The 12387-nt window shown below is 67.3% G+C and carries 7 protein-coding genes and 4 pseudogenes; 5 read left to right on the forward strand and 6 right to left on the reverse strand.

The genetic code is table 11. The annotated features are described in order from the left end of the window. Positions 1–29: 29 nt before the first annotated feature. Positions 30–3836 carry a DNRLRE domain-containing protein gene (locus AQJ11_RS49175; protein ID WP_398781505.1) on the forward strand — a complete coding sequence of 1269 codons (3807 nt, stop codon included), beginning with the start codon at positions 30–32 and terminating at the stop codon, positions 3834–3836. An 80-nt stretch (positions 3837–3916) separates the two neighbouring features. Here the strand turns inward: AQJ11_RS49175 and AQJ11_RS50330 are convergent, their stop codons facing one another. The 3 genes and pseudogenes from AQJ11_RS50330 to AQJ11_RS45690 all read right to left on the reverse strand — a co-directional run. Continuing rightward, positions 3917–4573 (reverse strand): SMI1/KNR4 family protein, encoded by a 657-nt coding sequence (locus AQJ11_RS50330; protein ID WP_208616493.1) that lies wholly within the window; start codon positions 4571–4573, stop codon positions 3917–3919. A gap of 151 nt (positions 4574–4724) precedes the next feature. Further along, on the reverse strand, positions 4725–4949 hold the full coding sequence (locus AQJ11_RS12995; RefSeq protein WP_059263119.1) for a hypothetical protein: 225 nt from the start codon (positions 4947–4949) through the stop codon (positions 4725–4727). Positions 4950–5082: 133 nt separating this feature from the next. Further along, positions 5083–5503, reverse strand: a pseudogene (locus tag AQJ11_RS45690) (transposase); the annotation flags it as partial. A gap of 387 nt (positions 5504–5890) precedes the next feature. Here AQJ11_RS45690 and AQJ11_RS50890 point away from each other — a divergent pair. The 3 genes and pseudogenes from AQJ11_RS50890 to AQJ11_RS49180 form a co-directional block, all read left to right on the forward strand. Beyond that, positions 5891–6061 (forward strand): annotated as a pseudogene (locus AQJ11_RS50890) (peptidase inhibitor family I36 protein); the annotation flags it as partial. 32 nt (positions 6062–6093) lie between these two features. Further along, positions 6094–6480: pseudogene (locus tag AQJ11_RS13005) on the forward strand (LysR substrate-binding domain-containing protein); the annotation flags it as partial. A 72-nt stretch (positions 6481–6552) separates the two neighbouring features. Beyond that, positions 6553–6834 carry a hypothetical protein gene (locus tag AQJ11_RS49180; protein ID WP_159061651.1) on the forward strand — a complete coding sequence of 94 codons (282 nt, stop codon included), beginning with the start codon at positions 6553–6555 and terminating at the stop codon, positions 6832–6834. A gap of 271 nt (positions 6835–7105) precedes the next feature. Here the strand turns inward: AQJ11_RS49180 and AQJ11_RS45700 are convergent, their stop codons facing one another. Beyond that, entirely contained in the window at positions 7106–8683 is a 1578-nt protein-coding gene (locus AQJ11_RS45700; RefSeq protein ID WP_244218206.1) for a serine/threonine-protein kinase, read from the reverse strand. Between the two features lie 336 nt (positions 8684–9019). Continuing rightward, a pseudogene (gene tpg, locus AQJ11_RS13015) lies at positions 9020–9576 on the reverse strand (telomere-protecting terminal protein Tpg). A 516-nt stretch (positions 9577–10092) separates the two neighbouring features. Here tpg and AQJ11_RS49185 point away from each other — a divergent pair. Then, positions 10093–10686, forward strand: a complete 594-nt coding sequence (locus AQJ11_RS49185; protein WP_159061652.1) for a hypothetical protein — start codon at positions 10093–10095, stop codon at positions 10684–10686. 709 nt (positions 10687–11395) lie between these two features. Here the strand turns inward: AQJ11_RS49185 and AQJ11_RS13020 are convergent. Then, positions 11396–12334 carry an AraC family transcriptional regulator gene (locus tag AQJ11_RS13020; protein WP_059263121.1) on the reverse strand — a complete coding sequence of 313 codons (939 nt, stop codon included), beginning with the start codon at positions 12332–12334 and terminating at the stop codon, positions 11396–11398. Positions 12335–12387 lie beyond the last annotated feature (53 nt).

Genomic DNA, 12387 nt, shown 5'->3' on the forward strand with positions numbered 1-12387 from the left:
CGTGCGGTCTCGTACAGACGTTTGAGCCTATGAGAAAGGCGCAGCACTTCGTGTATCCATCCACACGACCGATCACGCCAAGACGCAGACAGGGCAGCCGCCTTGCGGCGGCAGCAGCACTGCTGCTGATTGCCGAGGCTGGCATCGCCGTTACGGGTCAGGCTGCTGCGGCACCCGCCCCGAAGCGCACCAACGGGCTGGCTGAGGTTGCCCAACCCTCCAAGGCCGAGATCCTCCAGGCCGACATGGAGTGGGCTGCCCGGCATGCCAAGGGCTCGAAGGCATGGGCGATCCTCAAGGCAAAGAAGACCGGCAAGAAGGTCGTCGCCTACGACGAAACAACGGCCACCTCCTACACGGTTGCCAACCCTGATGGCACCCTCACCACCGACCTCACCTCTGGACCCGAGCGGGTCTGGCGTGGCGGCAAGTGGCGCAAGGTCGACGTCACCCTGACCAGGTCCGGGGACGGAACCGTGAAGGCGAAGGAACACCCCAACGGGCTGCGCCTGGCAGGTAAGGGCGGCACCACGGCGCGGTCGCTGGCCGCGGCACGGGAGGCAACTCCGCGTGACCTTGTCACCCTGGGCAGTGGCGACCAGGCGGTGACACTGCAGTGGAAGGGGGGCCTTCCCACGCCGGAGCTGGACGGCACGACGGCCCGTTACCGTGACGCTGTGCCCGGCGCCGACGTCATCGTCGAAGCCACCAGGACCGGCTTCGAGCAGTTCGTGGAGATCAAGCGTAGGCCCTCCGGCTCGTACTCCTACACGCTGCCGGTCAAAGCCAAGGGATTGAAGGCCAGGGCGAACCAGGATGGGGCGGTGACGTTCACCGACGCCAAGACCGGTAGGCGGCGCGCGACGCTGCCGGCACCGGTCATGTGGGACGCCTCGGTGGACAAGCGCTCCGGTGAGCACACCCGCCGAGCCCGCGTCGCCATGAAGGTCGTGAACAAGGGCACCGGACGCATCGACCTGGTCGTTGCCCCCAGCGCGGACTTTCTGGCCGACCCAACAACCAAGTACCCGGTCACGGTTGACCCGTCAACTTCTGCGCTGGCCTCGACGTTCGACACCTACGTGCAGCGCGGCGAGACGGTCGACTTGTCCACCGACACCGAGCTTGACTTCGGCAACCCGGGCACAACGAACGCCGACGGCACCACCCGCGTGGCACGGTCGTTCATCCATTGGAACACCACGCCCATCCAGGATGCGTTGATCGTCGACACGAACCTGGCGCTGTGGAACTTCCACTCCGGTAACACCGACTGCACCGCACAGTCCTGGACCGTCTGGGACACCACCGCAGCATCCACCTCTTCGCGCTGGACGAGCCAGCCCACTTGGAACCAGGAGTACCACTCCTCCACGCAGACACGCGGCAATCCCAACTGCACCAGCACTCAGCCCGATGGGTGGATCAACGCCGACGTCGACACCCTCGTCCAGAGCTGGGCATCGGCGAAAGCCACCCGCGGCTACATGGGCCTGCGCGCGGCCACTGACGATCCCCTCGCCTGGAAACGCGTCAATTCCGGCAATGCCACCACGAACCAGCCGAAGCTGACCGTGACCTACAACTACCGGCCATCCGACGGCACTGACCGGCAGGCCGGCGCGCCCTTCAAGTCCTACGCTGGTGTATGGGCGGTGAACACCACCACCCCGACACTGCGGGACACATTCACCGACCCTGACGGCGACACCGTCAACGGCACGTTCCAGGTCTACGACGCCGCCACCAACACCCCTATCAGCACCCCAGCCGGCGACGGTCTACTCGTCTCCAGCTTCGGCCCCCAAGGGCAGCCGGTCAGTGTGGTCGTGCCTGCGGGCCAGCTCAAAGACGGCAAGACCTACAAGTTCCGCACCAACGCCTACGACGGAACCCACTACAACCTCTCCTGGTCCCCGTGGACCGAATTCGTCGTCGACACCACCGCGCCAGGAGAGCCGTCTCCGGTGAGTTCCGCCCAGTACCCTGAGGGCGGCTACGGCGGCGGAAGCGGTCAGTCCGGAACGTGGACGGCGACCACGGCCAGCGACGCCAACCGGCTTCGGTACCGAGTGGACGGTGAGGACCCCGACCCGGATGCGGGAGCCACAGGACGTGGCACCTGGCAGACGGTCAACACCACCACATCCTCGGCCGGTACGTCTGGATCGTTCGCGGTGACGCCCACCACCGACGGCGCACACCAGGTCGAGACCCAGGCCGTCGACCGCGCGGACAACGTCGGCGCCACCAACGAATACGGTTTCATCGCCGGAGCCGCGCCGGCCACCCGAAGCCACAAGGTCGACATCACTCTGAACGCTCCGGTGACGACCGCGCTGGATCCAGCCGACTGGAACAACCCTTATCCGGCGTTCGGGTGGGATGGCTGGGACACCGCGACCAGCTCCGGGAACATGACGGTGGACGCGCCCCCGGCCCTGTCCCCGAAGAAGAGGATCACCAAGGCTGGTGGCGTCACGCTCACCATGATCCCTCAGAAGCAGCGCACGCCGGCGGCCGCCGAGGCGCTCAGGCAGTACCGAAAGCAGCACAAGTCCCCGACCGACGCCGCACCCCTCGCTGCCAGCTCATACACCGGCCCAGTGCTGGACCCGTCCTGGTGCGACCCGACAAACATCAACCAGAAGTCGTTCATCCGCCGTACCGAGGCGTGCCTGCTGTTCACCTGGGGAGCGGAAGCCACATCGCCCCAGGGGATCTACCGCCAGTACTGGGACGTCATGTGGCAGGTGAAGCTGGATCCCAAGGGCAACACGATCAAGACGTTCCTGCAGATGTACCCTCTGATGCCCACCGTTCAGGAACAGTGGCCGTCCTCTCCCAAGGCCATGGCGTTCAATGTGGTCACCGGCTGCCGCAACGGCGGCTGCACCAGCGGCACAGGTTTCGACTGGGAGACCGGCCGAACCCCCTCCTGGTCCTCCGGCCTTGATCAGCACCTCGCCCAGGGCACAGCCGACTTCACCTGGGACGGAAGCGTCACCAACGCTGCCGGCCTGAAGGACAAGGACCTGTCCAAGGTGCTCAGCTTGCTGGTCGGAGCTTCCTTCAGCACCGACACACCCGACTTGGTCGTCACCCAGGACAAGGTCTCCTCCGGCCCGTTCAACATCCGCTGCGACAAGGTCTACACCAGCAGCGGCTGCGTCATCCCGTCGTACAGTCCGGGCTACTCGATGAACTCCAAGAAGTTCCCTGCGGCCGCGGCCCACGCCTGGCTGATCCAGAACCGTCTGGCTCCCGAGTTCTTCGGCCAGACACCCGTGACCCCGCTGCAGTACATGCCGAACAAGACGCGGAACGCAGCAGGTGCGAGCGGCGCAGGACGCAGCGAAACCGCGAACCGGTACCGGGTCTGCTATGGCGCGGCGGCGAACAAGATGGTCTACCGCACGGATACGGCGCTCCATCCCGAACTGTCCGGCTCGAACAAGGACTCTCGCTCCTGTGACGAGTACTCCTTCAACGCGACGTACCAGTCGGCCGGCATGCCCACGACCGAGGGCGGAAAGAACCCCCGGCCCGTATCAGATGCGTTGCAGGGCCGGGAGTGCGTCCAGACCTACGAGAAGAAGTTGCCCGACGGAACGTACCGGCTCTACGACGACGAGCGCTACGCCGCACCGACCTGGGACGAGACCTGTGGCCGGTCCTCGATGTCGCTCAACGTCAACTCCCTGTCCATGTCCCGCTTTGGGTCGTTCGCGTCCACTTTCCGGCTGCTCGACAAGGACACGTACTGGGTAGACATCGATGGATTCCAGGACTGTGACGCTACGGCTGACGTGATCAAGTGCGCTCAGCGCCCGTGACGCTCCTCCCCGCTGTGTAGAACCCTCGGCCCTCGAACCCACTCGGGTTCGAGGGCCGAGGTGCCGTGTGGGGCGGCAGGTCAGTGGGGCACGGGCCGCCAGCCGTCTTGTGCATACGTGGGGTCGGGGTCGAACCAGGTGAGGCCGTCGCCGGTGGGCGACACGTAGGGGCACATCCCGAACATGCCGGTGGGGCGTCCTTCGGCCAGCGCAGCGGCCCCGTCTTCCAGCCAATCGGCAAGACCGCCACGCAGCGATTGCAGTTCTTGCGCGTCCCCCCAGGTGCCCAGCGCTCCTGTTGCCGGGTCCAGGTAGGTTCCCTCCATCATCGTGTACTTCGCGCTCGCGGTGACGGGCACGTAGGGCACGGTTCCTTGACCGGACAAGGCCGTGAGTATCCCGCCATGCGCAGTGATCACGTGTTCAAGTGGCAGCCACGCCTGACCATTGGGCATGAAGTCAACCGCGTTCGCCCTTCGGTGCCATGGATCGTCCTCACCTCCTGGTGCGAACGGCTGCTCGCCGAACTCGTCCAGGTCCGCGCCCTGCACCCCGTCATGGATCAGATAGAGCGCTCTCAATTCCGGCGGAAAGACCACCCCTATGGCATGCTCGGCCTGCTCGATCTGCTCGGGCGTAGCCGGCTCACGCAAGAGACTGTGTGACAGCGGCGCGTGCTTGCTCAGCCACTCCTCGATGCGCTGCCACGCCGCCTCCACCCGGGCCTGGTCATTCATGTGCACCCTCCCTCGGTCATCGAAGTAGTCTCCCCGGACCAGCAAGATGCCCCACCACGCCCCCGTGCTGTCGGCGTGCGTAGCCAGCTCTTCGAGCTGCCTGGTGGTCCGGCCCCTGGGGCAATGCATCAGGCAATACCGCTCATCTGCCTCATTTTTTCAGGGACGGGTCGCATGCGACCGCTACGACGGTGTGCGGCGCGGTGTCGGTCGGCGCAGCAGTGGGTGTCCAATCGCACGGCAGCGTGGGCCGCGCGACATCCTGGTTCACCGTCGGCATCGGCTCCGGTGCCGGCCGCATGCTGGCGTTGAGCACTTCTGTCGCGGCGTACCCGGCCACGCCGATCACCACGGCCACGGCGAGGAACGCCTGCATGGCCCGGCTCACCCCAAACCCCCTGTCCCGCAGCGTGATGGGCGCGGTGCCCGACGGACCTTTCCCACTTCCTTCGGCACTCACCATACGAGAACCACGCCGGCCACATGCGCCAGCCCTGTAACTGATCGTTTCAGAATGAGGTTCGCAGGCGGCGGAGGCATATGAGGCTGCCGGCCAGTTCGAGCAGGTCCTGGTGGATGTCGGCGCGTCGCTCGTGGCGTATGCGGAGTCGCTTGATCTGGTGGAGCCAGGCGAAGGCACGCTCGACCACCGCCGGGGCCTGTGACGGGGGTGGCCCCGCAGGCCCCGGATCGGCGGCGGGACCGCGTCCAGCAGCGGCAGAGGTTGGGTGACATCGTGACGGTTGCCCCCGGTGAGCGTGACGGCCAGCGGGGTCTCGTGACGGTCGACGATCAGGTGGTGCTTGGAGCCGGGGCGGGCCCGGTCGACGGGCGAGGGACCTACGTGATCCCCCCTTTCAGTGCCCGAACGTGCGAGCCGTCCACGGCACAGTCGTCCAGGTCCAGCAGGCCGGCGCGGCGCAACTCGCTGTCAGCAGGGAGGGCGGACAGCGTCCTCACCTACTCACGATGGGTGAACTGCCAGCCGATCAGCCACCGGTCGATCCCGACGACCTCCGTGACCGACCGGCGGCCAGGCCTCACCTCGCGCCGCTCACACACCCGCCCGAGCCAGGCGACACCTCCCCCATGAAGTAGAGGGTGCCGGCCGCGACGATGTGCTCCAGCATCGAGTCAGCCGACAAGTCGCCCACCACGTGCGGCCTGCTCTACGCCCCGTCGGGCACCGCGGGCTCGGCCGGGCGGCGGCAGCCGGAGACGGCGCCGTCGAGAGCCGGCCGGCGCGGACTCGCTCATCTGAATGAACATCGGCGGGAAACGGCATGGCGAACCGTTCCGCCAGGACAGGTCGATGCCATGAGACTTCTGCCTGCACGACAGCCCCCCACCGGCAGGAGGGCGCTGCTCGCCGCCGCCGTCCCGGCCGCATCACTGACCGGCCTCACGCCCGTCCACGCCACCACCACCGCCGGCGCCGTGGCCCGCGACCAGATCGCGTGCCCGCGCGGGTTCGTCTGCATCTACCCCGACATCAACTTCAACGGCCAGCCCTACGTCAAAACACCGAACTGGTCGTGGCGGTGCCTTCGACCGGAGAGTTCGCCGGGCGCACCACGGTGCACGTCGACGAACTGGTCGACGCCGCATGGATCGCCACCCCGTCATCAGGCGGCGAGCCGCTGCTCGGCGTCTGGCCCGGCCTGCCCGGACGGCCGCGCATCATCCACTCCGCACGCGACTGGCTGACGAAGCTCCACCTGGTCGCCGGCGGCTTCGGCGTGACCACAGTGCCGTCCCGACTCTCACCAGTGCTGCCGCCGGGGGTAAGCCTGCTGCGCGTCGACGGCGCACCCCCCGAGATCCGCCGTGTGCTCGTGGCACGCCTCGGCGGCCACCCCGCCCCGGCGATCACGGCCGTCACCCGAGCGATCACTACGACCGTCTGAACCACCGCCACCGCCGGCCCGCTCTTCGCGGTACTGACGCCCGGTTCCGCCGCCGTCACAGCTTGGCATCACGTGCATGACGGTCCAACCCGCGGATACGCCAGCGAGCTGGTCCGGGCTCGCAGCCTGGGGGCGAGCTGCTACGGCGAACTCCAGGTGCTCCACGCTGCCCGCGGCTCGCCTGAGCAGTTGCGTGGACAGGTCGAGGAGAATCCGGGCCGCTGCCCTCACAAGGCGAGGCGGCCCGAAAAGGCCGCCCCACTGCTGCCCACCGACGCGCCGCACCCCCGGCAGGGCGAGGCCGCCGCCATCTACCGCGCGCTCGGCGACCGCCGCCGCGAGTGCGCCGCCTGATGGAGATCACGTGGTGTCGAATCAAGGAGAAGCACCCCGGCCAGCTATCGTGCTTCAGCTCATCTCTCGACCCGGTGCGCACCATGCGACGATGTCCGGCACTCTCGCGCGTACCCGGTGCGCCTCACTCGATGTTCCGGACCGCACCTGTGCGCGCCGCCCCTTGACCAGGTTCGGTCCGGCTCGCATTCCCCTTCGATCACTGTCGCTCAGGGCCTCTGGCAGAGGTGCTCGACTGGGCAGTCCGGCAAATTGCGGCGGCACGTGGCGATCAGCGAGACGAGCGTGGAGAGCCAGCTCTCGTCGTCGTGCTCGGCGGTGTTCGTCTAGACCCCGATGCTGAACCCGCCCGGCGCGTTGTGATCTCGCGCGTGCAGTAAAGCGCGATGGCCGACACGCCTACGGCGAGGGGGACCCATTGCGGCTGGACGAAACCGACGTACTGAAACCCAACCCGACTACCTGAGACCAGCTGCGTGGACGATCCCAATACCGCGACGGCGTTAACGCCGACGAGGGCGTAGCCGATTCCGCGCCTCCGGCGTTCCGTCCGGGAAGTGAGCGCCGCGGCCATTGCCAGGAGGCCCGCCAGCGTCAGCGTGGAGATCCCGCCAGGGAGCAGCCAGTAGCCCCAGTCGATGCTGTCGTCCGCCGCGGCGGACGCGACCACCATGGCGTAGGCACAGAAAAGGAGCGCCGGCGGGAGAAACCGGAGCGGCAGGGCCACTCGTGCCTGCCAACCGGGTCTTGCCTCCACGGCGAACCATACGATCAGCCCCACAGTGACGATGGCGACCGCGCCGGCGCCGCTGGCTACGTCGCGACCGTCATAGGCTCCGTCGATATTGGCCGCGGTCACCGTGGCGGCCACCAGCGTGATGAGGAACCAGATCGCGATCGCGATCCAGGACCGCGGCGCAACGGGCTTCCGGGGAGAGGGGCCACCGGGGGACGACGACGGCCAAGCCTCTGCCAGCGGTGCGGTGGCCGCCGGCACAGGCTTGGGCGCGTCCGCGAGCCTCCGCAGGGCCTGGGCGGCGTCGGCGGCACTCGCGTACCGCTTGGTGGGATCCTTGCGTAAAAGCCTGAGCAGGACAGCGTCCCAGGCCTCTGGCACACCCGCGGCCACGGAACTGGGCGCGGGTGGCTGTTGGCTCAGATGCGCCGTCAGATAGCCGACGCTGTCCGGGGCCTGGAACGGCAACCTGCCGGTGACCAGCTCGAAGAGCAGGCAGCCCAGAGCGTACAGATCGCTCCTCGGTTCCGGGTGGCCGCGCGCCTGCTCCGGCGCCATGTACGGGGGCGTGCCCACGATGAATCCGGTCTGGGTCAGCCGGTCGGCAGTCGCGTAGGGATCGGCGGCGCGTGCGACACCGAAGTCGAGGACCTTCACCGTTCCGGAAGGTGTGACGAGGATGTTGGACGGCTTGATGTCCCGGTGCATGATGCCGTGAGCGTGCGCGTCACCCAATGCGTCACATATCTGAGCGCCCCAGCGGGCCGCCTCGGCCAGGTCGACGGAGCCTTCGCGGAGCTTGACGTCGAGCCCTTCGCCCCGCACCAACTCCATGACCAGAAAGGGCACGGTGCCTCTCTGCGTATCGCTCTCGCCGAGATCGTGGACGGACACGATGTACGGATGCTGGAGCCGGGCGGTGATCCGTGCTTCGCGCAGGAAACGGGCGCGGGCGTCATCTCCACGGCTTTCCCCCCCGGCGAGAAGGGAGATCACTTTGACAGCGACCTGCCGGTCCAGCGTCTCGTCCCGCGCCTCCCAGACCTCGCCCATTCCGCCCTCGCCGAGCTGCCGGACCAACCGGTACCGGCCTCCCAGAAGCTGGCCCTCCACCGCGCCCTCCCCGTCGTGGACTCACCTGTGCGCCGTCGCCCCGAGTCCCTCGATCATGGCACTCGGCGCAGAGCGCCACCCGCAACATCTGAGATTCAGAAGGCGCTATCAGGCGATTACTCGTGTTTGGTGCAGCTCGGACGAGGCTCACGCGCCTGGTCAGCCGTGGGCCTTTTCGAGGCCGAGCCCCAGACGCAGGTCACCCACAGCGAGACCCAATGCACCCGTGCCTCCCAAGCCATCGACACCGGATGCTCTGGTCGCCAACTCACACGCTCACTCGCCAAATGAAGCGCTCAGTCACACCGGGGACGAGGCGCTTGTACGGAGGCTTCGCTACAGCTCGATCTCGATCTGCTCGATGTCGGTGAACTCCACGCCCAGGCCGTGGGCGCGGGTGTTGTTGGCGCGGAAGTACATCCGGGCGAGGCCCTCGGCGGCGATCTGCTGGAGCTGCCGTTCGGTGGCGCCCTGCTCTTGGGCGGTGAACAGGCGGTCAGCGAACTCGGGCGGCAGGGCCTGGGTGATGTCGCGGATCCGGGCGTCGTCGGTGGTGCCCGGCGCCGCGGTGAACCCGAACCGGACCCGGGTGGAGACGACCAGGCCGCCGGTGGAAGCCGACTGCTTCTTGGCCTTGGCCCTCACCTGCGGCTGCCACCGCTTCTTGACCTCACGCTCTATGCGGTCACGCAGCTCGCGGCGGGCCGCTTGAGCTTGCCCGCGACGTACCGTTCCACGGTGCGCTGGGAGATCCCGAGCGCCTGAGCAGCGGCCTTGGTGCCCTTGAGCTGCTTGACCAGGTACTTCATCTGCGCCTGGGCGCTCTGTGGGATGGGACGGGCGAACGCTCCTTCCAGCGCGCGGTCCAGGCTGTCCCTAATCGATTCCACCATCGGCGGCTACTCCCCTTCCCCGGCCGTCTGGTCGGTCTTGATGAGGTGCGGCCTGGCGTTGGTAGTGGCTACGTTGAGCACGGGCTTGGTGGCGTCGGCGCCAGGTGGATCAGCGCAGTCGATGGGCGAGGTCACGGGTCGGCCGTGCGATCAGGGCGGTGAACAGGGCAACAGTCATGCCGGCCCGGAGGCCAGCGGCCTTCTTGCAGGACCGCAGAAAACATAACTGTGAGAGTTCTTCTGCGGCCCGGGATGGGTTGCTGCCAGGCTCGGCGCTCGTGATCCGGCATGACTCGAAACATAACTGGCGTTCCGTCAGGGACTGCCGTTCCCCCGAGATGTCTGCCGGACATGGGCGTCGGCCCGACCCACCCGTTGGCTTGATCAGCAGCTTGCCCGCCTTCCGGCGTGACTCATCACAGTTCCGCCACGTGGTGGCTCCACCCAGGCCGACGCCGTCACGGTCGTCCGCCCGGAGGAGAACACTGCTGTTTCCCCGGGCGCGCGATCGAGGCGATGACCAGCGGGCACAGCACGGTCGCCGGGCAGATCGACATCGCCGGCACTTACACACTCGCCTCCACCTCCGCGAACGCCGTCGCCTACGTGCCTCAGGGCACGACGTACACGGCATTCACCGGCGCCTTGCTCAGGGCTCTGCCAGGGCCGGTGGCACTGAGCCTGGACGACCTCTTCGACGAGGTACGACGCGATCTCGCACTACGCGATATGCCGCGACCCCAGCGCCGGGTGGTCAACAACGCCGGCAAGCTCATCCTGGCGCGCCCTCCCGATCCGGATGCGCCCCGCCTTGCCTTTGCCAGCGACCCGCCTCCCACCGCGTGGACGGGTCCAGGCACCTCTGCCTCGCCGAAACCCCGCCGCCCGAAGGTGAAGATCCACATTCCGATCCGGGTGTGGCCGCTGTTTATCGCCGCGGCGGCCGGACTGGGCGGGTGGTACTGGCTGCACACGCAGACACACTGGAGCAAGGGTGACCTCAGAGACGCGGTGCATCAGGTAGCCGCGGATCTGAACAAAGAGTCACGGGTTCACTCCCTCGGTGGAACACGTATCACATCCGGACATCGACGACGGAAGCGCTGGTGACTACGAAGTCACCAGCGACGACAACGCCTTCTGCATGCACGTGACCACATTCGTTGAGAAGGGGGCGGCCCACGGCATCCTTGATGGAGTCACCTTTTACGCCACAGTCACGGACGGCACCTGTCCCACCGCCAATCAGCCGAGTACCGGCAACGGTTCGAGTCCGTCATCAACACCCTCAAAGACCAGGTAGCCGCCGGACTTTTCTCCGGGCCTCGGCCAAACAGTCGCCGGTGCGCACGGCTTCGACGGTGGTGTGCGCCGCCGATATCGCCGCACCCAGACCGGGCGGGCCGCCGACGCGGCCCGTCGGCGGGGGTCTCGCCAGCTCAGGCTGCGGCGCTGGCTGGGCGAGGGCGTGCAGGGGAAGTCTGGCCCAGGACCCGATCGGGCTCGACCTCAAGGGAGATCCGGGCGACGAGACATCAGGCACCGATGAGCTTCTCATGGCTGTACGTAAGCACCATGACCGGAGTTGATGAACCGATCGGCTGTCCACTCCCAGACGCTGCGAGGTGTTCTGGAAGTGGGAAAGAGCGCTCGGCTGGCAGCGGGCGCAAAGTCTCTCCGTTCCATTGATCGTCAAGGCCATAGTCAGAGGAAGCTCACCAAGTGGGTCACTGTGCACACGACTGCGGATGCCATTTCGCTATGGCTGTGAGCGTCACTGCCTGACCGGGTTCCTGCTGTCAGTTTGTTTCGACGTCAGTCAAGGGCTTGCGGTGAGAGCGGATCGTCCCGCGGCCTGCGCTCGATACCGCCCCGGTGTGGTGCCGAACTCCCGTTGGAAGGCGTGTGAGAGCGCGTACGGGCTGCCGTAGCCGACTCGGTCGGCGATGGTGGCCAGGGTGTCCGGGGTGTCGCGGAGCAGGGTGGCGGCGCGGATCACGCGCCACCAGGTGAGGTACGCCATCGGAGGGCGGCCGACCAGGGTGGTGAACCGGCGCGCCAGGGTGGGACGGGAGACGCCCGCCTCCGCCGCCAGACGATCGTTGCTCCACGGCGCGGCCGGGTTCGAATGCAGCGCCCGCAGGGCGGCGGCCGCCACCGGGTCGCCCAGTACGCGGGGCCAGGCTCCGCTGGGGGCCTCGGTCATCCAGGCGCGGATCATGTAGACGAGGAGGAGGTCGAGCAGGCTCGGGAGCGCCACGCAGGAGCCGGGTCGCATCTCATCCAGCTCACCGGCGAGCAGATCGATGGCGGCACGGAGTTCGAGATGGCTGCTTACTCGGCTCGGAAGATGGACGACCTCAGGCAGCTCTGCCATGAGCGGGTGCATACGGCTGCAGTCGAGCCAGTACTTGCCGCAGAGCATCTCTGTCTCGTAGCGATCGGGCTGGGTTCGCGGCTCTGTCTCCACAAGCCATTGCTCGAACGGCACCGCCTTCTTCTTCGCGACCGCCGCATCGACCGGGGAATCGGCGATCACATGGCCTGTGCCATGGGGCAGCAGCACCGCGTCACCCACGCCGAGAGGTATGGGGGCGCTGCCGTCGGTCAGTAGCCAGCAGTGGCCCTTGAGGACGATGTAGAAGCCCGCGCCGTCGTACGGGTCCAGTCGCGCGCACCAGCTCCCGCTCGTCCGCAGCCGGTGGAACCAGGGGTGCCCGAGGTGCACGGCAGAGATCGCATCGCTCACCACATCCATCCGTGCAGGGTATCTGCTGTATGAAGGATGAGACGGATTCGTATTTTCTTGAG

Origin of the sequence: Streptomyces corchorusii (genome assembly GCF_001514055.1) — a bacterium.
In the GTDB taxonomy this organism is placed as follows: Bacteria; Actinomycetota; Actinomycetes; order Streptomycetales; family Streptomycetaceae; genus Streptomyces; species Streptomyces olivaceoviridis.

Bases quoted from the DNA above. Each gene is read 5' to 3' on its own strand.
- AQJ11_RS49175 (WP_398781505.1), top strand. From the start codon at position 30: ATGAGAAAGGCGCAGCACTTCGTGTATCCATCCACACGACCGATCACG.
- AQJ11_RS50330 (WP_208616493.1), bottom strand. From the start codon at position 4,573: ATGAATGACCAGGCCCGGGTGGAGGCGGCGTGGCAGCGCATCGAGGAG.
- AQJ11_RS12995 (WP_059263119.1), bottom strand. From the start codon at position 4,949: ATGCAGGCGTTCCTCGCCGTGGCCGTGGTGATCGGCGTGGCCGGGTAC.
- AQJ11_RS49185 (WP_159061652.1), top strand. From the start codon at position 10,093: ATGACCAGCGGGCACAGCACGGTCGCCGGGCAGATCGACATCGCCGGC.
- AQJ11_RS13020 (WP_059263121.1), bottom strand. From the start codon at position 12,334: ATGGATGTGGTGAGCGATGCGATCTCTGCCGTGCACCTCGGGCACCCC.